Origin of the sequence: Dissulfuribacter thermophilus, from assembly GCF_001687335.1 — a bacterium.
GTDB lineage: Bacteria > Desulfobacterota > Dissulfuribacteria > Dissulfuribacterales > Dissulfuribacteraceae > Dissulfuribacter > Dissulfuribacter thermophilus.
This window is the reverse complement of sequence record NZ_MAGO01000001.1, coordinates 190,285-216,942: the sequence shown is the minus strand read 5'-3', so window position 1 is coordinate 216,942 and position 26,658 is coordinate 190,285. Positions and strand designations below refer to the sequence as shown.

Sequence of the window (26,658 nt, the reverse complement as noted above, 5' to 3'; positions counted from 1 at the left end):
CGCATCTTAAAGGAATTTTTGGACCCTGTAAATCCCAAAATAGGGTTAAATTACCATCAATTCAGCCGACTCACCGGACGAATTCAGCCTATTGCTCATGCCCGAGATTGCTATCATCCTCTCTAGCCTCAGCCGACAAAACATTCATCACTATACACAGATCTTCTGGGGCCTTTTTTACATATCTTCGGAAAATCGCCAATACCTCCTCTTTTGAGGCCTTGTCTTTATAGTTTCTCCATAAGGCCGTTGGTCCTGGCGCATTCTTCGCTTTAATTATTATATCGTCCTTTCTAGACAACGCCTCTATCTGCCGATTTTCTCCCTGATTTCTACCAACTACCAACCAAGAGCCGTCTTCTAGGAAGAAGTGCCTACCTGTCTGGGCAAGTAGAAAATCATTGGTATCAGGATCCCTATATCTATCCATGATCTCCTTGAAACGGCCTGAAAGGATTGGATCTGCAAGTAAGCACCCTCCTGCAGGGGTTGGATAGTCTTTAATGCCAAAGGTCTCGGCAAGACGCATCTGCTCCTTTCTTCCCCTGCCAGAGATACCGAGCAGCCTGGACCTGTCTACAATCCCCTCAATTTCTGCCTTGGTGGGGCGCATGTGTTTTGCACATAGAGGTCTTAAAAGTAGGCCATCTGCACAGGCATCCCTTTCGACGATCCTCATGGCGTCCCTTCTCTGACTCATGGGCCTTTGCCCTATGACCTCACCTGTTGCAACAAATGATGCTCCAAAGTCTTCTAAAAGAGAAACCGCCTTTCTTACCATTAGGATCTTGCAATCGAGACACGGGTTTAGATATTTACCATATCCATGGGATGGGTCATGCAGCATCTCGATGAATTCTTGGCTTATATCAATCAGCTCTAATGTAAGACCATACTTTTCCTTTACCCGAGCCTTTTCTCGCTCTGGGTCTTTCAATGCCCGCTGACCAAAAAAAGGAGTGATAAATTTTATGCAAATTACTTCTATTCCCTGGGCCTCTAAGACCTTTGAGGCCAATATACTGTCTAGTCCTCCAGAAAATAGTACAAGTCCTCTACGCTTCACTCTTTATCCCCCATATCTAAAAGAGATCTGGCATATCCCAGTGCCTCAGGCCCACTTCCCCCTAGCATTCTTGCAATCTCCTGGACCCTCGTTTCGCCTCTCACCTCGAAAATTTCAGTCCATGTTTGATTACTATCCTGTATTTTTTTGACTACAAAATGCCCACTTGCCCTTGATGCGACCTGGGGAAAATGCGAAACACACAGTACCTGCATAGCCTCGCCAAGGGACCTCAACTTTTCTCCCACGAAATTGGCTGTCTCCCCCCCAATGCCCGCATCTATTTCATCAAACAAAATAGTTGTACCTTCTAATCTACCTGAAAGAGCAACCCTCAAAGCCAACATAACCCTGGATAGCTCTCCTCCTGAGGCAATTTCATTTAAGGGTCTCGGAGAAAGTCCTGGGTTTGGCCTGAAACAAAAAAACACCTTGTCCATACCGTCCGGTCCAACGTCTTTATATGAAGGTTCATCTGGGGTCTCAATCCGGATGCTAAACAAACAATCATGGATGAAGAGACCTTCCAGCTCTCTATTCACAGCACTTTCAAACTGCCTTGCCGCATCTTTTCGCATCTCGGAAAGGTTCAATGCCGCATCTAAAAGTTCTTTTCTCTTTTCCTCTAACCTCGCTTTAATTTCGGCCATGAAGGCCTTGGGGCTGTTTAGGGCACTTAGCTGTGCCTTTATCTGCTCCTTTTTCCTCAGACAATCCTCGACTGTGGGCCCGTGCTTCAAAAGCAGCTTCCTAAGCCTCTGTAACCTTGACTCAAGCTCATCGATCCTCTGCGGGTCACCTGTTATGTCATCTGTATAGTCTCTAATCTCATAGGCCACCTCACGAATCTCTGTGAGGGCAGAGTCAAGACGCTTGGAAATTTCATTTAACCTCGAATCAATACTGGACATCTTCGAAATGGCATCCATTGCCTCAGATAGAAGCTCCTCACAAGAGCCACGGGATGAATACAGTTTTGCGTATGCGGCTTGTCCAAGCTCTTTAAGGGTTGAAGATGAACGAAGCAACTCTAGTTCCCTCAAAATTACCTCTTCTTCACCCTCTTTTGGATCGATTTCTTCTATCTCTCCAAGCTCCGCCTCTAAAATTTCTTTTCGAGCCTGCAAATCGCCTATCCTAGAATAAAGCCTTCTTTCCTCCTCCTCTAATGCCCTCAAATCTTCATAGATCTTGTTTAGCCTTTTTCGCTCATCGATAAGGCCCGCAAAACGATCAAGCCATCCAATATAGCTCCCTCTCTTCAACAGTCCCTGATATTCGTGCTGTCCTGCTATACTTAAAAGTCCGCCAGTCAACTGCTTTAATTCATAAAGGGTCATAGCATGACCATTTACATAGGTGCGAGCCTTTGTTTTCCTAGAAAATATACGTTTTATTATGAGCCCTTCATCAGTTGAAAGGCCAAACTCTTCCATTAGTTCCCTTAGCCATAGGGGAGGATCAAATATTGCCTGTAAAACTGCACGTTCTGCCCCAGGATATATGAGGCCAGGTACCTGTCTTTCACCCAAAAGGAGCTTCACAGCCCTGACGAGAAGGCTTTTACCGGCCCCTGTCTCACCTGTAAATACGGTAAGCCCATCATCTAAGAAGATGTGAGCCCGTTTAATTAATACAAAATTTTCGAGGATTAGCTCCCGGAGCATGATCAATGGATGACTCTAATTATGGACAAGGATGGAGTCAAGGTAGTAGAACATCTTGACGTACAATTTTGCCTAGATTAGATTTTCTCAGGATGTGCGAGAGTGGCGGAATTGGTAGACGCGCTGGACTTAGGATCCAGTGGGGTAACCCGTGCGAGTTCGACTCTCGCCTCTCGCACCATTTTAATGGTACATGTCCCTTAGGTGACCCGCCAGGGAAGACATATTCCAAATACAAATCCCAAAGTGTAAGAGGAAAGAGATATGAAGGTAACAGTTGAAGATGTAACCCCTGTTCAAAAAAAGCTCCAGGTAGAAATACCTGGAGAGCAAGTAGCTCTTGAGTTTGACAAAGCGTGCAAGAAAATTGGAAGGCACGTAAAAATTAAGGGTTTCAGGAAGGGGAAGGCTCCCAAGTCTTTAATTCAAAGGTATCATGGAGACTCCATCAGAGAAGAAGTCTTAGAAAGCCTTATTAGAGAGACCTTTCCAAAGGCCCTTGAAGAGCTAGACGTTAAACTCATCACCGAACCAAGGCTTGAAAATGCCGGGGATCTAAAAGAAGGCGAACCCTTTAGCTATTCTGCACTACTTGACCTTTGGCCAGAATTCGACCTTCCAGAATATAAGGGCATAAAGCTCGAAAAGCCACCATATGAGGTGACAGAAGAAGAAGTAGACGAGCAGATGGAGGCCCTTAGAAAACACTTTGGCTCCGTTGAATCCCTTGAAGAGGATCGACCAGTACAAGAGGGTGATCTTGTTATCGTCGATTTCGAGGGATTTTTTGAAGGAGAGCCCGTAGAAGGCCTAAAAGAGGAAAATTACTATCTAGAAGTAGGTTCAGGCTATTTCAATGAGGAATTTGAAACCAAGCTCATAGGCACAGAAAAAGGTGTGGAAAAAGAGATTGAAGTAACCTATCCAGAAGACGCCCTAAATGAAAATGTAGCAGGAAAGACCATTACATATAAAGTTACAGTAAAGGAAATCAAAAAGAGAATCCTCCCTGAACTTGACGATGAATTTGCCCAAAAGTTTGGTCCCCAATACAAGACCATTGATGATTTAAGGGAACGGATGAGAAATCAGCTGGAACAGGACAAAAAAGAGGCTCAGGAAAGGGCCATCAGACAACAGCTGATTGACAAGCTTTTAAGCGAAGTGGATTTCCCGCTGCCTGAGAGCCTTGTGGAAAAAAAGCTTGTCCAGATGGTAGACAACGTGATTTCTCACCTCAATGAGAGGGGAATGGACCTTCAGAGCACAGGGATGAGCGAAGAAAGATTAAAGGAAAAGATGCGAGAAGATGCTGAGCGCCAGGTGAAAATGGAAATAGTGCTCGATAAGATCGCAGACAAGGAGGACATCACTGTCTCGAACGAGGAACTCATGCGTTATATGGAAGTGGCCCCGGAATATAGAAATCTTGACCCAAATCAGATAAGAGCTGCTATTTCAGAGTATGTGTTACCGAAACTTAGGGCAAAAAATACTATTGACTTTTTATTGGAACATGCGGAAATTGTGGAGGAGGAAAAATAAATGCCTTTAATTCCAATGGTCATTGAACAGAGCTCTCGCGGTGAGAGGGCCTATGACATATATTCAAGGCTCCTCAAGGAGCGCATCATATTCCTTGGCACCGCCATTGACGATGAGGTGGCAAACCTCATTATCGCTCAACTCCTCTTTTTGGAGGCAGAAGACCCTAAAAGAGACATAACTCTGTATATTAATTCCCCAGGTGGGGTAGTGACAGCGGGACTCGCTATTTATGACACCATCCAGTACATAAAACCCGATGTCTCAACCCTGTGCCTTGGGCAGGCTGCAAGTATGGGAGCACTCCTTTTGGCAGCTGGAGCAAAGGGCAAACGCTATTCCCTCCCCAATGCTAGAATTCTCATTCACCAACCAATGGGTGGATTTCAGGGACAGGCTACAGATATTGATATTCACGCAAAAGAGATACTAAGACTGAGAGAGCGTTTGAACGAGATTCTTTCTAAACATACAGGGCAACCAATTGACCGCATTCAGAAAGATACCGAAAGGGACTTCTTCATGGGTGGTGACGAGGCCAAAGCCTATGGCATTGTAGACCATGTCATAGAAAAAAGAGAAGTCCAGGAGGACAACTAAATATGAACCAAAACGACCAAGATTTAGAACTTTTGAAAAAACTCAAGTGCTCATTCTGTGGGAAAGGGCACCAGGAAGTTAAAAAACTCATAGCAGGGCCAAGCGTATACATCTGTGACGAATGTGTTGAGCTCTGTAACGACATAATCGCAGAGGATGAAGAACGCGAAGATGATACTCAGTCCGGTTACATCTTGAAGCCCTCTGAAATTAAGGCCCTTTTAGATGAATACGTGATTGGCCAGGAGCAGGCCAAAAAGATCCTGAGCGTTGCCGTTCACAATCACTATAAGAGAATTGATAGCTCAGTTGACATGGAAGACGTGGAACTCCAAAAGTCCAACATACTCCTCATCGGTCCCACAGGGAGTGGAAAGACACTTCTTGCACAGACTCTTGCAAAGATATTAAACGTTCCATTCGCCATTGCTGACGCAACAACCCTTACAGAGGCAGGATATGTTGGTGAGGATGTAGAAAACATTATTTTGAACCTCCTTCAGGCTGCAGATTATGATGTAGAGCTTGCCTCCCGTGGAATCGTCTATATCGATGAAATCGACAAAATAGCCAGAAAGAGCGACAGCCCATCCATAACAAGGGACGTTTCAGGAGAAGGAGTCCAACAGGCTCTCCTAAAGATTATAGAAGGGACCTTATGTAATGTCCCTCCGAAAGGTGGGAGGAAACACCCACAGCAGGAATACGTCAAAATCGACACAACAAATATACTGTTTATTGCAGGTGGAGCATTTGTAGGCCTTGACTCAATCGTGAAATCAAGGCTAGGAAAACGCTCCATAGGATTTGGGGCGGACGTACAGGGTGCTAGAGACATGACTCTGGGTGAAGTATTGACCCATGTCCAGCCCGAAGACCTAATAAAGTACGGTCTCATACCTGAGCTGGTTGGAAGGATACCAGTAGTAGCCACCCTGGAAGAGCTTGATGAAGAGGCCCTAGTCCGTATTCTCCAAGAGCCCAAAAACGCAATTATAAAGCAATTTCAAAAGCTTTTTGCAATGGACGGTATTGATCTCAATTTTACTGACGGTGCAATACGTGCCATTGCAAGAGAAGCACTGAAGAGAAAGACAGGTGCGAGAGGCCTTAGGGCCATTCTTGAAGAGGCCATGTTGGATCTGATGTATGAATTGCCTTCTATGGAAGGAGTAAAGGAATGTATTATTAGTGAGGACGTCATAGAGAATAAGGCTGAGCCAATACTCCTCTTTGAACAGGAAGAACAGGCTAAGGCATCTTAGTCTCCTGTTTTTGAGGGGTTGGCAAAACTGTTTTTATGCTAACTATATTAGTATCCTAAAATCAAATGAATTTGATATTCCAAAAGATTACTCACATTCAGCACCCTTTGGGTTTGCAGAATTTAGGTGAAAAATTCTATGGGCTGGCGAGCCCTAAAACTCGCATAGTTTCCCATGAAAGAACACCAGGAAAGTATTATTGCACCACTTTTACCCCTTAGAGATATAGTCATTTTTCCCAATATGGTGGCCCCACTTTTTGTGGGTAGAGAAAAAAGTGTCCAGGCCATTGAAAAGGCCATGGCTGAAAAACACGAGATCTTTCTAGCAGCTCAAAAGGATGCCAAGATAGATGATCCAAAGCCAAAAGACATCTATCAGATCGGCACCATTGGCACAATCCTTCAACTCCTTCGCCTTCCAGATGGTACAGTAAAGGCCTTGATCGAGGGTCAGAGACGAGCGAAAATTCTACGATTTCTCCCTGAAGATGAATATTTTGCAGTGGAAGTAGAACCACTTCCCAGGGTTGAGGCCCATGGTCCAGAGGTAGAGGCCCTCATCAGAATGACCATTGAGGCCTTTGATGAATATGTAAAACTCAACAAAAAGATCCCTCCTGAGGTAGCCCTGTCCATATCCTCCATATCTGACCCAGACAGGCTTGCTGATACCATTGCGGGCCACATTCCCCTTAAGGTGAGCGACAAGCAGCAGATCCTCGAGATTACACAGCCAGGGAAGCGTCTGGAACGCCTCTACACTATGATGCGCAACGAGACCCAGATTATTCAGGTGGAGCAGCGCATAAAAGAGCGGGTCAAAAAACAGATGGAGAAGAATCAGAGGGACTACTACCTCAATGAGCAGATCCGCGCCATTCAAAAGGAAATGGGGCAAAAAGACGATGCCCAGAACGATCTTCAAGAACTTGAACGCCGAATAAAGAAAAAAAGGCTTCCAAAGGAAGCGGCCCAGAAGGTAAGGCAAGAATTTAAAAAGTTAAAACTCATGGCCCCAATGTCTGCAGAGGCCACTGTAGTAAGAAACTATATTGATTGGATCTTGGCCCTTCCCTGGTACGACAAAACCAAGGATAAACACGATATTAAAGAGGCCGAACGCATACTCAATGAAGACCACTACGGCCTAGAAAAGCCAAAAGAACGAATACTCGAATATCTAGCGGTTCAAAGTCTAGTAAAAAAGATGAAGGGGCCAATACTGTGTCTAGTTGGCCCTCCAGGAGTTGGTAAAACCTCCCTTGCCCGCTCAGTTGCACGGGCACTGGGGAGAAACTTTGTCCGACTTTCCCTAGGTGGCGTAAGAGATGAGGCCGAGATACGCGGCCACAGGCGTACCTACATAGGGGCAATGCCAGGTAAAATCATCCAGTCCCTCAGAAAGGCCAAAAGTAGCAATCCTGTATTCTGTCTAGACGAAGTGGACAAGATGAGCGCTGATTTTAGAGGCGATCCTGCTGCTGCCCTATTGGAGGTACTTGACCCAGAGCAGAACTATGCCTTTAACGACCATTACCTCGATCTGGATTATGACCTTTCAGAGGTACTGTTTATAACTACTGCCAATGCCCTACACACCATACCCCTACCCCTTCAAGATAGAATGGAAATAATAGAAATCCCAGGCTATACCGAGGAGGAAAAGCTGGAAATTGCCAAGGGCTATCTCATTCCAAGGCAGTTGGAAGCCCATGGACTGAAACCCGATCAGGTTCAATTCAGCCAGGGAGCCCTCCTCGAAATAATTCGCTCCTATACAAGAGAGGCTGGAGTTAGAAGTCTGGAACGTGCCATTGCGTCTATTCTCAGAAAAGTTGCAAAAGAATTCGTCAAGAACAAAGAAAAACAAGAGAATTGGAGCCAACGTATAAACCAGACTTCACTCCAAAAATACCTGGGAGTGCCCAAATACAAGAATAGGGAGACAGAAGACCAAGATCTAGTTGGTGTGGCCACTGGGCTTGCCTGGACGGAAACTGGAGGCACTGTGCTCCACATAGAGTCTGCAGTGATGCCTGGAAAAGGCCATCTGACCATCACTGGAAAACTCGGTGATGTGATGCAAGAATCAGCTCAAGCCGCAATGAGTTACGTACGGGCAAGGGCCTGCCAGTTTGATCTCCCCTGGGACTTTTATCAAAAAGTAGACATTCATGTACATGTACCAGAGGGAGCCATACCAAAAGATGGCCCGAGTGCCGGAATCACAATAGCCACTGCCATTACCTCGGCACTCTTGAAAATACCTGTAAGGCACGAAGTGGCCATGACAGGAGAGATCACTCTTAGGGGACGAGTACTTGCCATAGGCGGGCTCAAGGAAAAACTCCTTGCTGCAAGGCGAATGGGAATCAAAAAGGTCCTAGTTCCAAAAGAAAACGAAAAGGATTTAAAGGAAATTCCGCAAAAGATCACTAGAAGCCTAGAAATCGTCCTTGTGGAACACATGGATGAGGTCCTTTTAGAGGCCCTGAAGCTCGATGATCCTAAGAGCCTGTTTAAAGGACCTAGCCCTGCAGAGGCACCGGATTTGTTCTCACTTCCATCGCCCTGTCAGGATGAAATAAGGGCGCATTAAGGATAAAGAAGGTAAACGGCGCCATATATAGGCGCCTCCATAAACACATAAACCCAAATGATCGTGACGACGGAATTCGTCACCCGCGTGGATGAAAATGAGAATAGGAAGAAGGTAGAAGGCAGAAGCTTTTTAAAAGTGTTGAGCACTTCAGAACTGTTGAGTTTTGAGTTTTAAGTTTTGAGTTAACTTTTTTTGATGTCTTCGCCTTTCGGCCTCTGGCTTTTGTACAGGCAGGGCTTGCTTCTTCCTTCTACCGTCTTCCTTCTACCTGTTATATTAGCGAATTACCCAAAGGGTATTTTCACGGTAACATTTATTGATGCAGAAACCACACGGTTTAAAAAAAAGAAAAAACATTTTTGCCCCCTTTCGCAGTGCATAATTTGGGATAAACAGGGGCTAATTTGAAAATACGCCCCTGTAGATTTTCAAGTTCTCTATTGCCAGGCCCGCCCCTTTTGCTACTGTCAACAGAGGCTGAGGGGCGTGGCACACAGGCATTCCTGTCTCTTGTGCAAGGTATCTGTCTATCCCCTTGAGCAGAGTCCCTCCTCCAGTCAATAGAAAACCATCTGTTTTAATAATGTCTCGAACTCTTTCAGGTAATATTCCTATAAAATCTCGGATAAAATAGGCTATCTCATCTAATATGGGCAAAAGGGCAGGGCGCAAATCTGCTGCACTTATGGAGATGATTTTGGGGAGTCCTGTATTCAAATCCTTTCCTGTAACAGTACTGATAGATTCATCCCATGAGACATCGGACACTGCAGTGCCTAGTTCACACTTTATCCTCTCTGCACTTCGTGAGCCAATGTGAATCCCCAAGGTTTGCTTCATGAATCTTTTGATTGCTTCATCCATTTCATCTCCTGCAATTCTAATGGAATCACTTTCCACAAAACCTCCTCGTTCAATCACTGCCACCTCAGTAGTCCCGCCGCCAATATCCACAACCATCCTGGGATGAGTCTCGAACACCTCTAGTCCGGCCCCTATTGCTGCTGCCATAGTCTCCTCAATAAGATACGGATCCTTGATATCCGCAGCTCTGGCAGCCTCTAAAACAGAGCGCTTTTCAAGTTGCGTCATCTTTGATGGGACACTAATCAATACTCTGGGAGGAAGAATTCCCTTCTTACCCTTTGCCTTTTTAATAAAATTTCGGACAAGTGCAGTTGCTGCCTCAAAATCATTGATCACTCCGTGCTTTAAGGGACGGATCACCCTTTGTCCATCTGGGGTCTTGCCCAGACGTTCATAGGCATTTTCCCCAAAACAAACTGGAGTTCCCTCATGATCTATTTCAATACATGTGGGTTCATTTAGGACAATTCCATCTCCTGCCACATAGACCAAGGTATTTGCAGTCCCAAGATCCATGGCAAGATCTTTTCTCACTATCGACCGTAACAATCCCATTGTATACCTTCCTCATGCATAAGTATCCACAGGGGGTCTGGTTCTTCTTAACAGTCGGCGACGAGGGATCCTCCTCAAAGTAGGCTCATCATGCCATACCCCTCGTATTTGGGACTCCCTGTAAGCGCTTACAGGACAGTTTCTAATTATATGATACCTGCTGGTGCCCCTTTAAGTGACTTACCCCGTACCTCCTCCTTCATATATATATTATCGCAAAACACGTTCAAATAAATATGTAGAAGAGAGTCTTTTTCATCAATTGATTGGACCTTGACTTCCATAGGAAGAAAGAAAAAAGATGAGCAACTAAAGTTTATTCGAAAACTTTTATAACATCACACAGAACCTGCTCCAGCCCCTTGGGCCATCCCAAAAGGTGTTTTTTCCCAGAAAGTACCCATGCATTAATCCCGTCTGCATCAGGCTCGGTCAACAGTCCCAGAAGAGTTGGCCCTAATCCCTTAAGGTGTTCCAACCTCGTCAATGCCTTAAATCTGTTGGTTACAACAGGCTTTTTGTGTTTAAACAACCATGCTCCAAAGGCCCTTACATCCCTGTAGAGGGCTTCATTTATACGCAGGATGCCTTGAGGGAGTGAATACTCCACTCCAATATGATGTCCTCTCAACCTAATCATCAGGGCAATCTCAAGGTCTGTAATATTTAAAAGTGCTTCTAAAATCCTAGAAGGAGGGCCCTTAAGCAAAAAATAGTTCTCTAAAAAACGATTTAGATACCCTAATCTCTGTTCATGGAAAAAGGCATCTACGAGATTTTCTGATAGATTGGCAAAGGACTTAAACTGGCCCTGTTTTTTTTCAGAGAATGCATACTGGCCCTTGGAATCCACCATGATTACCCCTTTTGCCGAACCTATGGGAGCAGCCATAAAGGACTTTATGCCAACATCTGTTTTGTATAAACCTAGGGTACGAGTGTCACGGCTGAAATCTGTTGCATGTATGAATTTTTTGTGCCTAAAACACCACCCAACTAGACCTTGGCCACTTTTTATAAAAGCCTCGGAGATAATCTTGTCGCTTAGACTCGAATACGCCAAAAGTTTAAGAGTATCATGGCCAGTATTGACAAAAACCGCTGCTGTATGAGCGTCAAAACAGTTCTGGACAGTTTCTACAAAGACCTTAAGAGGATTTTCGTAAACACCGCTCAATTGCATCTTCGTACGGAGGGCTAAGGATCCCCCTATCAGTTATAATGGCTGTTATAAGCTCATTGGGTGTAACGTCAAAAACCGGGTTCCTTGCAATGACGTTTTCTGGACCAAGGGTTATACCTTTAATGGTTGTCACTTCAATTGAGCTACGCTCTTCAATCGGGATGTCTTCACCGCTTCTTGTGGAAATATCGATAGTTGAAAAAGGTGCTGCAACATAAAAGGGAATGGAATTCGCTTTTGCAAGTTCAGCCACAGAATAGGTACCAATCTTGTTTGCAACATCTCCATTCAGGGCAATCCTGTCTGCCCCTACCACTACACAGTCTACCTCTCCTCTTTTCATGAAGAAGCCTGCAGCATTATCGCAAATCACCTCTACCTCTATCCCGTCTTCCAAGAGCTCCCATGCTGTAAGTCTGATCCCCTGAAGCCAAGGCCGCGTCTCATCTGCAAGTACCTTTATGCGCTTACCTGAAAAGTGAGCATACCTCACTACCCCCAGTGCAGTGCCATAGCCACCTGTGGCAAGGGCACCAGCATTGCAGTGTGTAAGAATAGTGGAGCCATCTTTAATAAGTTGTGCACCGAATTTCCCCATTTCGAGATTGGAAATCACATCTTCCATCCAGATATTTATGGCCTCTTTCTCTAAAAGGCCCTTGATTTCCATTACGGAATGACCAGCATCTTTGGCGCTTTGAGCCGCATTGAGCATCCTTTTGACTGCCCATGAGAGGTTTACTGCAGTTGGACGAGCATCATTCAATCCCCTGCCAGCCTCTTCCAAAACCTCTAAAAGTTCATCGCCTCCATCACCCTCGAATCCAATAGCGCAAAGGGCCATACCAAAAGCAGCTGTGATGCCAATGGCTGGTGCACCCCGCACCACCATGTCTCTTATGGCATCTCGAACTTCCTCCCACGATTTAAGGTCTAACCACTTGGTTTCATAGGGGACTAACCGCTGATCAATAAGCCTTAAAACTCCACCTTCCCATCTCAAGGGAGAGATAGAAGAACCACCCTTTTCTTTCAGTACTGAAATTGGATCTTTCATAACCTCTATTTCAATAATTCTACCAAGAGTTCATTTACCTTCTTGGGATTTGCCTTCCCCTTGGTCTTCCTCATAACCTGACCAACTAAAAAGCCTAGGACCTTCGTCTTTCCAGCCTTGTATTTTTCCACCTCTTTTGGATTCTCTGTCAACACCTCGTTACATACCGTTCTTAAGGTATCCTCGTCGCTTACCTGACTAAGCCCCTCGGTCTCCACTATCTCCTTGGGTGAAGTTCCCGTTTTATAAACTTTTTCCAAAATATCTTTGGCCATCTTTCCACTGATGGCACCAGAATCTACAAGGCTCAATAGCTCAGAAAGGTGATTTGGTCTGACTTTGCAGTCTTGAATCTCAATACCATCCTGATTGAGAAATTTCATGAGCTCAACCATTATCCAGTTTGCCACTTTTTTAGGCTGATTAAAGCCCTTAACACACTCCTCAAAGTAATCTGCAAGTTCCCGTGAAGATGTTAAGACCTTGGCATCATCTATTCCAAGACCATATTCTTCTACGAATCTCGTACGCTTCTCATGGGGAAGTTCTGGGAGCCCAGCTCTTACATTATCTATCCATTCCTCATCTATTTCTACGGGAACTAGATCTGGATCAGGGAAATAGCGATAGTCATGGGCCTCTTCCTTACCGCGCATTGGCAGAGTAACGCCTCTTGCTTCGTCCCAGAGCCTGGTTTCCTGAACCACTTCCTTACCGTCCAACAGAAGGCCTGTCTGCCTTCTGATCTCGTATTCAAGGGCCCTTTGGACATGACGGAATGAATTCATATTCTTTAATTCGGCCTTTGTACCAAGCTTTGTCTCACCTTTTGGACGCAGGGATATATTGGCATCACACCTAAGACTTCCCTCTTCCATGTTTCCGTCACTTATCCCAAGGTAACGCACAAGCTCTCTCAATCGCTTCAGATATTCTCCTGCCTCTTCTGGCGTGCGGATGTCTGGTTCACTGACTATCTCAAGGAGAGGTGTCCCTGTCCTATTGAGGTCTACGTAGCTAACAGGTCTTGCATCGTCATGAATGAGCTTTCCAGCGTCTTCTTCCATGTGGATTCTGGTAATCCCAATCCTTCTCTTACCCAACTTTTCCGTTTCTATTTCTATCCATCCGTGTTCGGCTATTGGGGCCTCAAACTGGGAGATTTGATATCCTTTCGGTAGATCCGGATAAAAGTAGTGTTTTCTCGCGAAGATATTCCTACGGTTTATAGTACAGTTAGTTGCTAGGGCTAACCTTAAGGCAAATTCTACCACCTTTTTATTCAGCACAGGAAGGACTCCTGGCATCCCTAGACACACCGGACATGTATGAGTATTGGGCGGTGCTCCGAAGTCTGCAGAGCAGGAACAAAATATCTTGCTCTTAGTACGTAGCTGACAGTGTACCTCCAAACCTATAACAGCTTCAAATTCCATAGTGCCCCCTATATAAAAAGAAATCCCAATTAATCTTGTTTCTTACCACGTGTGAAATCCCCATTCAAGGTCAATGCATTCTGTGGTAATGCATACTTTAAACTGTGTAATGTATTTTTCCTTGTAAGAATAACACAAGATGCTATTATTTTTTTATAATTATTGGCCAAAAATTAATTTCAGGGTCATCTCACCTTATGAAAGAAAAAAAAATAATACTTATTGGCTCGCGGGCTTCTATAACAAACCTTCCCATCAAAGAGGTAAGCCTTTTATCCCAGGGTAGCCTGCCTTCGTATGGTTATGATCCTGGTGATTTTATTGAACTGCTTGCAGGACGTGTCACCAAAGAAGAAGGGCGCTTGGAACAGTGCCTCACTTGGTTATCGTCATTTCTCACTCCGTCCGGCCTTGCCCCCAAGATTCATACCTACACTTATGGAGAGGACAGACAGGTCTTTCAAATCTTCAAAAAGCTAAAAGATATCCCTGGAAATAAAAACCATGGCTGGTTTATGGTACATCAGATCCTGCCTCCTGGTGGAAGGACCTCTAAACCAGAGACCTTTTCCATAAATGAAATAAAAAAAGAAGAACTTACCAAGGCAAATGGCTTTATAATAATAGATGACAGCGGTAATCCACCTCAAGTTGCTCAAGAGCTTAAAAAATTCAGTCCTAAGGCCTGGGTCTTCGCCCTTGGAATTAGTGCAGCCCATTGGGAAAAGTGGGCAAAGACCTTTGGGAAAAATTTCGTTCTCTTTTGCAGATTAAACGACCTCGAGACCACCCGCATGGAAATGGACAGCGCCGTGGTATGGGAGTCCATTGTTGCCATGACCATCAGGGCCTTAAAATCCGAAGAGGTCGGCCTGTGGGACAAGAAGACAGGACGCTTCAAATGCCACATTATTGTTGAAATGTTTCCTGACGGGCTTCTCTATCTCGGTCCAAATACAGCCCTATTTAGACACAGAGATGGAACACTTCCTGGCATAGGGAAAATGCATCGCTACGGCTCTGTGCCCTGTTACGACACCTTGATAGTCTCAATGCTTACTGTAGATGCCCTTGCAATGGACACGATACCCTTTAATAGGAGTTATTTCTTTGATTTTTCAAAACGCGTACTAAATAATTGGAATCTCCTCGAACAATATGGCTACTACTTCTCCGACGAATTAGAATTTCCAAACATGGATTTTTCATCCACTTATCCAGGGGGGATACCCTGTTCCTTGTTAGAAACAAAGATTGACCCTGCCTTTTTTGAACTCTCTTACATAAGAAGCGATTTTGACGAGGTGCTAAGCGCAGTTTCAAGTCAAGATTGGACATCTGATAGGAAGGCCGCTATTCGAACCTTTTTTGAAATACAGCCATCGTGTCCATATGGAGTCCCTGAAAAGAATCTTGAGGAAAGGCTAGGATACATTGGAGTTATTCTATCTGTTCTTAAACACCTAAAGGAGGAAGTAAATAGAGATAAAGGTTTTGAGGGGCTTAGACTTTTTCAGGTGGGGAACTTAAGAACTACTGACCCTGTGGAAATTGCCCCGGTTATAACCCTTCAAAGGGTGATGGACAACTATGTAACAAGAGAAGAAGTAAAAAGGCCACTCTGTATAGGCGTATTTGGACCGCCAGGCTCAGGTAAATCTTTTGCCGTAAAAGAGGTCGCACGAGTAATATCAAAACGATTCGAGCACAATCCGTTTGAATTCTTTGAATTCAATCTAACCCAGTTCTCTGGACCTGAGGAAATCAACTCTGCCATCGACTTGGTTAGGGCGTCAGTGGCCAAGGGCAAGGTACCCATTGCCTTCTGGGACGAATTTGACTGTAGATATGATGGCAATGAATTTGGTTATCTGCGTTATTTCCTACCCAGTATGCAAGACGGTGTCACCTTTGTCCACGGCATCCCTAGGTACATCGGAAGAAGCGTCTTTGTCTTTGCTGGCGGAGTCAAGGAATCCTGGGAGTCCATGGAAAAACTACTGGTACAGGAAGACAAAAAAGCGGTCCAGATGATGAAGACCCTAAAGGTCCCAGACTTTATGAGCAGGCTTAGAGTTGTACTGGATATTGAAGGCATTGATATTCCAGATGAACTTTTAAGGGATTCAGCTTCGGAAGAAGAACTCAGAGAGCTCAGACGCCTGCTATTAAAGCGCGCCTTCATAATCGCTCACCAAATGAATAGCCACTGGAAAAAGGCAGCGAGAAAGACCTCGGGCCTACTTTTAAGGCTCCTAATAGCAAAATACAAATTTGGGGCAAGGTCTATAGAGGCAGTAATAGAAGCGAGCCACGCAGCAAACAGGCTTGTTTACGGCCTCCCTGAACTAATCACTCCACCTGCGGCCAGAATCCATGCAGAATGGCGTATAGACCTCGAGAGAAGATTGGACAAAATAAGAAGGGAAGAAGGTCTAAGAGGTGTCTGGTAATATTCCCTGCCTTTCATTCGTAGGTTTTCATAACTCCGGCAAGACCACTCTGTTGAGAACGATTTCGAGGATACTCAAAGATAAGGGGATCAGGATCGGGATTGTAAAGAGTACTAAGCACTCACTCCTAGAACTAGAATCGGGAAACACTGATTCCGGAAAATTTAAAAGAGACGGTTTATTCCCTCATGCCATCGTTGCAAAAGATGGTGTCTCGATCTTTCTCGAAAAGGAAGCTGATTATCTAGAAAAAATTGGGCAAATTTTCCAGGTAGAAGCAATGCTCTTGGAAGGATTCAAATTCATAGACCATATCCCCAAGATAGAGGTTCATCGAAAGGGAATAAGCGAGGGCTATCTTTTCCACAAAATAGCAAACGTCAGGGCCTTAGTTACAGATGAAGAGGCCCCTGCCTTTAATCCAAGTTTTTCCTTTGATGAAGTAGACAAGATCGCAGACTTTTGCCTCAAAATATTAGGTAAGTAGAGTGCTGGTCTATTGGGGAGAGGATGTCAACTGCACAAGAGACACCTTAAGCCCTCCATGTCTAAATCGTAGGGGCCTTTCCAGGCTATTATTTAATAGTCTCTCATACTCTGAGGGTACGAGTAAAAAGACTTTCCAACCCTTATAATGTCTTAATAGGTGTTCCTTTATGGAAAGAAGAAATTTACTCTCATCTCTTTCGCTAAAAAGCCTTTTTCCAAAGGGAGGATTTGTGACTATCCAACCAGGTCCTTTTACAGGGGGAAGTGTCTTTTCAAAGGAGGCCTTTCGTACCTCAAGCATATCTCCAAGATTACTACAATAGGCTCCCAGTGCCTTACGTGCATTTTCTCTGAGCGCCTTTAGCATTTTTTCATCGACGTCCTGGGCTATTATTTTTGGGTCACCTGCAATGTCTTTTATATGGCCAATAACTTCTTTTTTTACACCTTTCCAGAGACTGCTATCAAAGATCTTCCAGCGCTCAAAAGGATAACTCCTGTTCAGTCCTGGAGGGATATCATGGGCTATAAGGGCTGCCTCAATTGGAATTGTCCCAGATCCAGCGAATGGATCAAGGAAAGGAGACAATTTATCCCATTTGGATGCCTTAATAATGGCTGCAGCGAGGTTTTCTCTCAAAGGGGCAGGCCCGTGGATGAGCTTGTATCCTCGGTGAAAAAGAAAGTCTCCAGAGGTATCGACCTTTAAGCTACAAATATCTCTATTTAACCGACAGACAATCAACTGATAACGCCATGGCTCAATTTGTTCCTGATTATCAATTAGTTTTATCGTGCGCTTGAGTCGCCTTTCTATGCCCCTTTGTATCCTCTCCTTAACTGCGTCAGAGTGCCAAAGCCTGGACTTTTTAGAAGTAACCCTGATTTTTATTGAAACCCCATGGGTAAGATAGATTTCCCATGGGTACTTAGAAACTCCTGAAATAAGACTATTAAAATCCTTTACTCTGAAACGGGCCACCCTCAAAAGGATTCTTGAAGGGACCCTTAAAAGGAGGTTAGCCTTAAAAAGTAGCCTTAAATCTCCGGCAAATTCAACCCCTCCAGGGACTATGTTTGTATCTTTTACAAGGGCCTTAATCTCGGCATTTGCGATATCTTCAAGCCCAGGAGGGACTGCTGCAAAAAATTTAAATGTGGTACCCGTCACGGATTTATGACCTTAGAGACCTTTGATAATGCCTCGAGTATTTCAAACATATTCGAAACCTTGCCCACTCCCAGATCTTTTTCAAGGCCATAATGTCTTAGACATGTGCCGCACACCAGGATCTCCACTCCTTTTCTCTCAAATTCCCTCAATGCATCCAAGACGATAGAGCTTTGAACTGCTAGATAGACCCCTCGATTGTAACAGACTATAAAACTGGGCAGTGGTTTTATCTCTAAAAGGGTATGGCAAAATGCGTCAATCAAGGTTTTGCCCAGATCTTCGTCACCATGGCCCAAAACATCAGAAGAAAAGACTACTGCAGACGATGCCAGGGTAGGGGAGGTATCACATGAAATCTCAAAAGGGGTCTTCTTGAATTTTTCTCCCTTTTTTATAAACAGTCTAAACTGTCTTTCTCCTTCCTCTTTAATCTCAACTTCACACCCTTGGCTCTCTGCAAATCGCTTTACATTTCCCTTTGCTGCCTCGTTATCTACTATGACTGTTAACACTGTATCTGAACCAGGCTCTATAGTGTCAAGTGCATCTTTTGTCTCCAATACAGGTTTTGGACAAGACAGTCCTCTGCAATCCAAAATCTTTTCAGTCATTTTTTTAGATCTCCTTATATCTGGAATGCTTCAATTGCTAAATTTACCAGTTGCAGAATATTCTTCTCAATTTAGCTATTGAAAAATCTAATACAGATCAAATAAACTATAGGATTTTGCTTTCAAACCTATTTATTCTAATAATGTTAGAAGACTTTCTTTATGTCAAGTTACACAGAGAAAGTTACAGGACCACGAGTGAGGCGCTCATTGGGAGAGTTATGGTGAATCTTGTGCCCTCGCCCTTTTGAGACCATACATCTATTTCCCCGCCCCAGGATGTGACTAAGCTATGCACAATGGCAAGCCCCAACCCAGTACCCTTGGGCTTTGTGGAATAAAAGGGATCAAAAATCCTTTGAAGATCCTTTTCTTCTATGCCTGAACCCGAATCTTCTATAATGAGTTCAACATCGTCTCTGTCCTGGCGGTGCCTTGCGCTGATCCTTATCCTGCCTCCATCTTCCCCCATTGCCTCATAGGCGTTCATTAGAAGATTTAGAACAACCTGTTTTAAAGCCCCTTGGGGGACAGCAACCCTTTGTTTTACCTTGAATTCTGTTTCAACAATGACCTCAGGAAGTCCCTTCTTTCGCTCAAGTAGAGACAACACCTCTTCTATTACCACCACAATGTCTGAATCCGCCTCGTTGGAAACCCTTTCAGGACGTGCATATAAAAGAAATGATTCAGCGATGGAATCGAGCCTTTCCGCCTCTCTTTGAATAATTTCCAATAATCTCTTTGAATTTTCATCCATATGCCCCTTTTTTGCAAGGAATTGGGCCGCTCCAGACATGGAGGCTAAGGGATTTCTCAACTCGTGGGCCAGACCTGCTGCCATCTGGCCCAGGGCTGCAAGCCTGTCCATTCTCTGAAGACGTTGCTCTTGCTCCTTTAATTGAGTTATATCCTGAAATATGAATCCATAGCCCAGGGTATCTAGGTACTGCCCTTCATCCCCTTCCATGGAGTTGTGCCTTAATAGAGGAAAGATTGACATACCAATAATCTTTTTTTCCCCATGTTGAGTTGAAAGGGTCAACTCATACCTGGTCAAATATCCATCCTTTTCTGCATCTTCCTTGAGTCTCCACAACTCATGCCAATTAGATCTCAACTTCATTCCAACCTGAACTTTGATTACACCATTCAATATATTTAAAGCAGCCTTATTTACAAAAATTATTGTCCCATCAGCATCGATTAAAATGAGACCAGAAGAGAGAGAATCCAGCACTGTATCTTGTATGGCCTTGAGTCTGTCTACCTCTTCTCTCGAAGCCAAAAGCCTCTTTGCCAAGATAGACCCGAGGAGGGCCGCCAGCCAAAATGCTGCCATATTGGTAAAAAATGTAAAGGCTAGTACATCTGGGGCCATCAAACGCTTTGCATCAATGGCCCCAAGCAATATGAAAATTATGGTAGCAGCAATAGCTGAAATGTTTGGTCCTAGATGGTATTCAAAAAAACAGGACGATAAGATGACCAGCATGAAAAGAAATGTCAAAGGACTTTGTGTCCCACCTGTAAGATATACCACACCTGCAACAATCAGCAGATCAGTAAAGATATATGCATATACAAATGGTAATGAAAGCCTCTTTTTTTTATACCAGATGGTAACAATCGCAGTTACTGAAAAGGCAAATGCAAGTAGCAGAGAAAACTTGTAAATAGATCCTGTTGGTAATTCATGACCGAATCCTTCAAAAAATAGGGTTCCAATAAGGAGTATCAAAAGTATTAAAAGTCTTCCACCTGTAAGGGCATGGAATAGGCGAGGGGAGATATTATAAGAGGCCATGTTTCCCGAGTCTGTATCGAAGAGAACGTAGGTTAATACCAAGGAGTTTGGAGGCCTTTTGTTTCGAACCTCCGGCCTTATCAAGGGCCTGCTTAAGAAGATGCCTTTCAAGACAGTCCATGAGCCTTTCCAGATCCACTCCTCCTTCAGGAATTGAAATCAGGCCCAAAATTTCCTCTGGGTCCTCTGGTATTGTGTCTTCCTTTTTTCCCTCTTTAAATCTGGCAAGGTTGAGGCTCTCTGGAAGGATGAGATTTGTAGGAGAGAGTGCCACACTCCTCTCCACTATATTTTCCAATTCCCTGACATTTCCAGGGAAAGGATAATTCTTTAGGGCCTCCATCGCATATCTTGAGATCCCCTGAACAGGCTTTCCTTGCTCCCTGCTGTATTTTTCCAAAAAATACTGGACTAGAATCGGTATATCTTCTGGTCTCTCTCTCAAAGGTGGAATGTGTATGTGAATCACATTTAATCTGTAATAGAGGTCTTCCCTAAACCTACCCTCTATGACCTCTTTTTCTAAATCCCTGTTTGTTGCCGCCACAATCCTAACATCGACTTTTTTTTCAATAGTGCTTCCAAGGGGAGAAAAGCTCTTTTCCTGGAGTACCCTCAAGAGCTTTACCTGTAGAGTAGGGGGTAATTCCCCCACTTCATCGAGGAATACAGTTCCCCTGTGGCCCCTGAGGAAAAGCCCTTCTTTGTCACTATTGGCTCCGGTGAAGGCCCCCTTTACATAACCAAACAGTTCACTTTCTAAGAGCGTCTCTGGTATTCCCCCACAATTTACCACTACAAATGGTTTGTCTTTCCTAGCACCAAAATTATGGATTGCTCTGGCAACCAACTCCTTTCCAGTACCACTCTCTCCTGTAATCAAGACACTAGAAGGACTTGAGGCAATCTTAGGAATAAGATCAAAGATCTTCTTCATGGCAGGGCTCTTTGCTATCATTCGCCCAAGCCTATATGGATGTTCGTCTATCTGAGGTTCACTTTCTTCGGAATATGTTGTGTCCGATTCTTTTGATGCTATGGCCCTTTCAATGATCTCCTTTAGTTCGTCTATTTGGAAGGGTTTAGTAACATAATCCCATGCCCCTTCTTTCATGGCCTCTATTGCCGAATCTAGAGATGCAAAGGCAGTGATGAGTATTACAGGGATCTTAGGCCACTTGGCCTTGATCTCCTTTAAGAGGCTGACCCCATCCATACCAGGCATCTTAATGTCTGATAAAACAACGTCTATTCCACCTTTTTCGAGTATAGAGAGGGCAGTCATCCCGTCATGGCAGGCCTCTGTTTTAAAGCCCTCACTAGCAAGGAATATCTCTAGAAATTCCCTCAGGCTCTTGTCATCATCTACGATTAAGATCTTCTCTCGCATGATGACAGCATACCATCCAAGTCAAAAGAACACTTTCCGTGATAAACTGTGGCAATAGCTCTTCCCTTGAGCTGCCTTCCCAGAAATGGAGTATTATGACTCCTTGAATAGAGGCTTTCGGGAGTGACTGTAAACTCCCTTTCTGGATCTATTATTACTAGGTCTGCAATTTCTCCTACCTTGAACCCCTTAAAATCGAGGTTTAGTACCATTGATGGGCCTTTGGTAAATAGACTAATGAGTTTAAGAGGGGAAAGTTGGCCATTCCTAACCAGTTCAATCCCCAGAGGCAGCGCAGTCTCAAGACCTATTATGCCATTTGCTGCCCTCTCAAATTCACACTCTTTCTCAAGGATGCTATGGGGAGCATGGTCTGTAGCTATACAATCTATTGTTCCATCTTTGAGTCCCTCAATTATAGCAAGTCGATCCTCTTCAGTCCGTAAAGGTGGATTCATCTTGGCAAGGGTATTGTAGCCATCCACTGCATCTTCAGTGAGAGAAAAATAATGGGGTGCTGTCTCGCATGTCACCTTTACCCCGCGTTCCTTGGCCTCCCTTATGATCTTTACAGCCTCTTTTGTGCTAACATGAGCTATGTGGAGCCTGCCATTGGTGGTCTCTGCAAGACGGATATCTCTATAGACGAAAATATCCTCAGCTGCATTTGGTATTCCTCTCAACCCCAGGAGGATTGACATCTTCCCTTCATTGATAACCCCGTTGCCAGCAAGTTCTAGTTCCTCTGAATGCGATATGATGACACAATCGAAGTTGAGAGAATACTCAAGGGCTAGGCGCATTACGTTGGCCCTCTTAACTGGGACACCATCATCTGAAAAAGCCACTGCTCCATTGGAAATAAGGTCTCCGAACTCTGTGATTTCCTCTCCTTTCTGTCCCTTTGTTATGGCTGCTATGGGAAGAACTCTGGCCCTGTCAACTGCTCTTGCCCTATCCAAAATAAAACGCGTTATAGCTGCGCAATCATTTGGAGGCTTTGTATTGGGCATAGGGCATATAGTGGTAAATCCACCTGCCACTGCACTCATTGTGCCTGTATCAATGGTCTCCTTGTATTCCTCTCCAGGCTCTCTAAGATGGCAATGGATATCAATAAGTCCTGGGGAAACCCATTTGCCCTTTAGATCGAGCTTGGGACATTGTTCAGGCTCAGGCACATCAGGACCAACGCCCTCAATCTTTCCATCCTTGATGTATATCGAACCAATTTCATCTTTATGGTTATACGGATCAATTATCCTACAATTGGTCAAAAAGACTGTAAGCATCTTTCTTGGTTCTCCATTGCGTAGTCAAAACTCAAAACTTATAAAATTGCTTTTATTCCCTCAATTCAAAACTCAACACTCAAAACTTCTATAGTGTTTCTCTTGCCGACAGTAGCATCATAAGTACTGCCATTCTAACTGCTACCCCTGCTGTCACCTGGTCTAATATGAGAGATCTCGAACTATCAGCGAGCTGAGGATCAAGTTCAACTCCTCTATTGATTGGTCCTGGATGCATGATCACAGCTTGCTCTTTTGCAAATTCTAGGACTTCTGGATAAAGGCCAAAGAAGTTGGCGTATTCTCGGACAGATGGAAAAAGTGGAATTCCCCCCTGGCGCTCCCTCTGAATCCTGAGGCAGATTATGCAATCAGCACCTTTAACAGCCTTTTTTACACTATATTCAACTTTTGCTCCCAGTACCTCAATATGCGGGGGCAACATGGTGCCAGGTCCTGCAACAACACATTCAGCTCCAAGTTTTTTGAGGGCCATGATGTCTGAATGGGCAACCCTGCTGTGAAAAATATCCCCAAGAATGGCAATCCTTAGCCCTTTAAAGCCTCCAAAGTGTTCTTTTATGGTAAAACAGTCGAGAAGGGCCTGAGTAGGATGTTCATTGATGCCATCACCTGCGTTGATTACCGGGCAACCTGTATACCGAGCTATCATATGTGCTGCACCAGTAGCAGGATGCCTTATCACAAAACAATCGGTCTTCATTGCCTTGATATTTTTTACTGTATCTATTAGATCTTCCCCTTTTTCAATACTGCTCATGGACTTAGAAATAGATACAGTATCTGCACTCAACCTCTTTGCAGCCATTTCAAAGGATAGTTTCGTCCTGGTGCTTGGTTCAAAAAATAGGTTAACTACTGTCTTTCCTCTGAGGGTTGGCACCTTTTTTATTGGCCGTTCGAGTACCTCTTTAAAGGCCTCTGCCTGCCTGAGAATTGCCTCTATTTCTTCTCTTTCAAGCTGCCTTATTCCAAGAAGATGCTTCATGTTTGCACCCCGCTAAAATACACCCTAAAAAAAAATCATTACTAAACGGTTACAGAGCACCCGTTTTTCTGTACTCTACCTACTTCTTACCAAAAAAAAGCCTCCCTTTTGGGGAGGCCTTGAAAGTAATGCATCCATTATGTGGATGAAAATTTCATATTCTTATTTATGGCAGTTCTGCAAGTCTAAGGATCTTCTCGTATTCCTCATCCACCCTCTTTTGAATATATTCAATATTCTCTTCTGTCAAGTGGCGAAAACGCCTTTGTCCCTTCAAGTATTCAGAGACTGGCTTTGGCTTGGTGATCTTTCTGCTCACAATATATTTTCCTTCGATCACCTCGTAAAGTGGAAATACCTTGGTCTCTACAGCAAGACGTGCATATTCAACAGATTTCTCTCCTTTAGAACCCCAACCAGTTGGACATGGGGCGTAAATATGCACATATGCAGGACCTTTTACCATTGCTGCCTTCTTGATCTTGTTCATTAGATCAAGATAGTAAGCCGGGCTTGCTGTGGCCACATAGGGTATATTATGGGCTACCATGATTTGCGGTATATTCTTCTTCCAGGTGACCTGCCCAATACTCTGTTTGCCTGGAGGGCTTGTAGTGGTCATTGCACCATAGGGTGTACACCCAGAGCGCTGCACTCCAGTGTTCATGTAGGCCTCATTGTCAAGGCATACATAGACCATATCGTGCCCCCTTTCAAAGGCACCGGAAATCCACTGAAGTCCGATATCACCTGTAGCCCCGTCACCACCAATTGCAACTACATCTATATGTTTCTTTGAGAGTTTACCTTTGCGCTTCAAAACCTTAAGGGCTGATTCCACACCAGAGGCAACTGCGGCAGCATTTTCAAATGCAATGTGGATCCATGGTACATTCCATGCGCTCTGAGGATAAGGAGAGGTGATAATCTCCATACAACCTGTGGCACTGCATACAATGATGTCTTTTCCAAGGGCCTTCATGACCATCCTTAAGGCCAGAACCTCTCCACACCCCTGACACCCTCTGTGCCCTGGGGCAATTCCTTCTTCTTTAGGCAATCTCTTTGCTGAAAAACCTTTGAATTTTTCGAATTCAGGTATCATTTTTCACGCACTCCAATCACTTCATAGAGTTCTTTGGGCCGCTTCTTTGCATAGAAAGCAGCCTTATCCACTATCTCTTCAAAACGTTCAACCGTTACATCCCTGCCACCAAGACCAGCTATGAAGTTAAAGATCTTGGGGGCTCCTGGGACTTTATAGAACACCGCCTTCAATTCCTCACAGACAGGCCCACTGGCTGCCCCTGGGGCAAGTGTCCTATCAATAACAGCCAGGACCTTGGCACCCTTGGCCGCCTTCCTGAATTCAGGCCCTGGGAATGGTCTCCACAATCTGATCCTCAAGAGACCAACCTTCTTACCCTCTTCACGCATCTTATCCACTGCCGTCATAGCAGTTTCAGAAATACTTCCCATGGTAACAAGAAGGATTTCAGCGTCTTCGGTCCTGTATTCTTCAACGGGGTTATAACGTCTGCCAAATACTTCCTCAAACTCATCCCAGGCCTTTACAATCCATCTCTTTGCATTTCTAATTGCCTGGTCATGGGCCATTCTAGCCTCTGTATAGACTTCTGGTATTCCTACAGGGCCCATAGAAATTGGTTTTCTAGGATCGAGCTTATATTTAGGTTTAAATGGTGGTAAATATCTATCCACATCTTCCTGATCTGGGATCTCAATAGGCTCAATCACGTGACTCAAAGTAAACCCGTCAATATTTACGATTATAGGGAGAGAGACCTTTCGATCTTCTGCCACCCTGAATGCGTGAATAGTAAGATCCACGGCTTCCTGGCCATTTTCAGCAAAGGTCTGGATCCAACCGCTATCCCTTTGGATCATAATATCTTGATGGTCATTCCAAATACTAATAGGAGCAGAAAGTGCCCTGTTAGCAACTGTCATAACTATAGGAAGCCTCATGCCTGATGCCACATAGAGCACCTCACTCATTAGCATGAGTCCCTGTGAACTTGTGGCAGTGTAGGTCCTCGCCCCTGCTGCTACTGAACCACAGCATGTACTGAGTGCAGCATGCTCAGACTCCACTGGTATGAATTCTGCGTCTAGTTCTCCATCTGCAACCAACTCTGAAAGATGCTCCACAATGTGAGTCTGAGGAGTAATTGGATATGCAGCTATCACCTCTGCCTGGGCGAGCTTGACCGCCTCTGCCACTGCAATGGATACTTCTACACCAACACGTTTAGCCATCTTATTCCTCCTCTTCAGGGACCATGGTTATGGCATCTTTAGGGCACTCATTGGCGCAGATGCCACATCCCTTGCAGTAATCCATGTCAGCCTCAAAGTACCCCTCCTCTGTCTGGCAGTAACACATGTCCGGACAGAATATATAGCACAATCCACACTTGATACACTTCTCCTTGTCCGTGACTGGCCGCATGGACCTCCAGTCCCCAGTACGAAAATTCTTGGTGCTGCCAGGCTCTAACACATGGCACCCGTGTGTTATAGTCTTCCAGCCTATTATGGCGTCTTGCACAGCCATGATTCTTCTC

Annotated in this window: 21 protein-coding genes and 1 tRNA gene; 7 read left to right on the top strand and 15 right to left on the bottom strand. The window is 44.5% G+C overall.

All coding sequences use genetic code 11. From position 1 onward, the window contains the following. Positions 1-88: 88 nt before the first annotated feature. Together DBT_RS00905 and recN are read right to left on the bottom strand one after the other, a co-directional pair. Entirely contained in the window at positions 89-1,066 is a 978-nt protein-coding gene (locus DBT_RS00905) for a hypothetical protein (RefSeq protein WP_067615520.1), read from the bottom strand. Further along, entirely contained in the window at positions 1,063-2,733 is a 1,671-nt protein-coding gene (gene recN / locus DBT_RS00900; RefSeq protein WP_067615518.1) for a DNA repair protein RecN, read from the bottom strand. Before recN ends, DBT_RS00905 begins: the two co-directional genes overlap by 4 nt. Before the next feature lie 96 nt (positions 2,734-2,829). Here recN and DBT_RS00895 point away from each other — a divergent pair. The 5 genes from DBT_RS00895 (at position 2,830) to lon (ending at position 8,744) form a co-directional block, all read left to right on the top strand. Continuing rightward, positions 2,830-2,914 (top strand) — tRNA-Leu (locus DBT_RS00895). Between the two features lie 83 nt (positions 2,915-2,997). Further along, complete coding sequence (gene tig, locus DBT_RS00890; protein ID WP_067615517.1) at positions 2,998-4,278, top strand: trigger factor; 1,281 nt, start codon at positions 2,998-3,000, stop codon at positions 4,276-4,278. Further along, positions 4,279-4,878, top strand: coding sequence for an ATP-dependent Clp endopeptidase proteolytic subunit ClpP (gene clpP, locus DBT_RS12290; RefSeq protein WP_067615515.1), 600 nt, complete (start codon positions 4,279-4,281; stop codon positions 4,876-4,878). A gap of 2 nt (positions 4,879-4,880) precedes the next feature. Continuing rightward, entirely contained in the window at positions 4,881-6,143 is a 1,263-nt protein-coding gene (gene clpX, locus DBT_RS00880) for an ATP-dependent Clp protease ATP-binding subunit ClpX (protein WP_067615512.1), read from the top strand. Between the two features lie 174 nt (positions 6,144-6,317). Continuing rightward, a complete protein-coding gene (lon, locus tag DBT_RS00875) occupies positions 6,318-8,744 on the top strand; it encodes an endopeptidase La (protein WP_067615510.1) in 2,427 nt (808 codons plus the stop codon). A gap of 402 nt (positions 8,745-9,146) precedes the next feature. Here lon and mreB read toward each other — a convergent pair whose 3' ends face one another. From mreB to gatB, 4 genes are all read right to left on the bottom strand, one after another. Further along, positions 9,147-10,169, bottom strand: coding sequence for a rod shape-determining protein (mreB, locus tag DBT_RS00865; protein ID WP_067615506.1), 1,023 nt, complete (start codon positions 10,167-10,169; stop codon positions 9,147-9,149). Between the two features lie 316 nt (positions 10,170-10,485). Next, on the bottom strand, positions 10,486-11,352 hold the full coding sequence (locus DBT_RS00860) for a GAF domain-containing protein (RefSeq protein WP_067615504.1): 867 nt from the start codon (positions 11,350-11,352) through the stop codon (positions 10,486-10,488). Then, the gene (gene mtnA, locus DBT_RS00855; RefSeq protein WP_067615502.1) at positions 11,318-12,409 is read right to left on the bottom strand and encodes an S-methyl-5-thioribose-1-phosphate isomerase; all 1,092 of its coding nucleotides are present in this window, start codon (positions 12,407-12,409) and stop codon (positions 11,318-11,320) included. Before mtnA ends, DBT_RS00860 begins: the two co-directional genes overlap by 35 nt. 5 nt (positions 12,410-12,414) lie before the next feature. Then, a complete protein-coding gene (gatB, locus tag DBT_RS00850) occupies positions 12,415-13,845 on the bottom strand; it encodes an Asp-tRNA(Asn)/Glu-tRNA(Gln) amidotransferase subunit GatB (protein ID WP_067615500.1) in 1,431 nt (476 codons plus the stop codon). Positions 13,846-14,042: 197 nt separating this feature from the next. On the opposite strand from gatB, the gene DBT_RS00845 reads away from it, so the two are divergent. Together DBT_RS00845 and DBT_RS00840 are read left to right on the top strand one after the other, a co-directional pair. Next, positions 14,043-16,298 (top strand): ATPase, encoded by a 2,256-nt coding sequence (locus DBT_RS00845; protein ID WP_067615498.1) that lies wholly within the window; start codon positions 14,043-14,045, stop codon positions 16,296-16,298. Further along, on the top strand, positions 16,288-16,785 hold the full coding sequence (locus DBT_RS00840) for a molybdopterin-guanine dinucleotide biosynthesis protein B (protein ID WP_067615496.1): 498 nt from the start codon (positions 16,288-16,290) through the stop codon (positions 16,783-16,785). The genes DBT_RS00845 and DBT_RS00840 overlap by 11 nt, the downstream gene beginning before the upstream one ends. Before the next feature lie 9 nt (positions 16,786-16,794). Here the strand turns inward: DBT_RS00840 and DBT_RS00835 are convergent, their stop codons facing one another. The 9 genes from DBT_RS00835 to porD all read right to left on the bottom strand — a co-directional run bounded on the left by DBT_RS00835 (position 16,795) and on the right by porD (position 26,648). Continuing rightward, positions 16,795-17,958, bottom strand: a complete 1,164-nt coding sequence (locus DBT_RS00835; RefSeq protein WP_067615494.1) for a THUMP domain-containing class I SAM-dependent RNA methyltransferase — start codon at positions 17,956-17,958, stop codon at positions 16,795-16,797. Next, positions 17,955-18,572 carry a sulfurtransferase-like selenium metabolism protein YedF gene (gene yedF, locus DBT_RS00830; protein ID WP_067615492.1) on the bottom strand — a complete coding sequence of 206 codons (618 nt, stop codon included), beginning with the start codon at positions 18,570-18,572 and terminating at the stop codon, positions 17,955-17,957. The genes DBT_RS00835 and yedF overlap by 4 nt, the downstream gene beginning before the upstream one ends. Positions 18,573-18,756: 184 nt before the next feature. Further along, the gene (locus DBT_RS00825; protein WP_067615490.1) at positions 18,757-20,379 is read right to left on the bottom strand and encodes a two-component system sensor histidine kinase NtrB; all 1,623 of its coding nucleotides are present in this window, start codon (positions 20,377-20,379) and stop codon (positions 18,757-18,759) included. After that, positions 20,366-21,769, bottom strand: coding sequence for a sigma-54-dependent transcriptional regulator (locus DBT_RS00820; RefSeq protein WP_067615488.1), 1,404 nt, complete (start codon positions 21,767-21,769; stop codon positions 20,366-20,368). The genes DBT_RS00825 and DBT_RS00820 overlap by 14 nt, the downstream gene beginning before the upstream one ends. Then, positions 21,751-23,061: a dihydroorotase gene (locus DBT_RS00815; RefSeq protein ID WP_067615486.1), complete on the bottom strand. Its 1,311-nt coding sequence runs from the start codon at positions 23,059-23,061 to the stop codon at positions 21,751-21,753. Before DBT_RS00815 ends, DBT_RS00820 begins: the two co-directional genes overlap by 19 nt. A gap of 88 nt (positions 23,062-23,149) precedes the next feature. Then, positions 23,150-24,070, bottom strand: coding sequence for an aspartate carbamoyltransferase catalytic subunit (locus tag DBT_RS00810; protein WP_067615484.1), 921 nt, complete (start codon positions 24,068-24,070; stop codon positions 23,150-23,152). A 166-nt stretch (positions 24,071-24,236) separates the two neighbouring features. Continuing rightward, positions 24,237-25,175 carry a pyruvate synthase subunit PorB gene (gene porB, locus DBT_RS00805; RefSeq protein WP_067615482.1) on the bottom strand — a complete coding sequence of 313 codons (939 nt, stop codon included), beginning with the start codon at positions 25,173-25,175 and terminating at the stop codon, positions 24,237-24,239. After that, the gene (locus DBT_RS00800; RefSeq protein ID WP_067615480.1) at positions 25,172-26,350 is read right to left on the bottom strand and encodes a transketolase C-terminal domain-containing protein; all 1,179 of its coding nucleotides are present in this window, start codon (positions 26,348-26,350) and stop codon (positions 25,172-25,174) included. The genes porB and DBT_RS00800 overlap by 4 nt, the downstream gene beginning before the upstream one ends. Before the next feature lies 1 nt (position 26,351). Next, the gene (gene porD, locus DBT_RS00795; protein ID WP_067615478.1) at positions 26,352-26,648 is read right to left on the bottom strand and encodes a pyruvate synthase subunit PorD; all 297 of its coding nucleotides are present in this window, start codon (positions 26,646-26,648) and stop codon (positions 26,352-26,354) included. Positions 26,649-26,658: the final 10 nt, after the last annotated feature.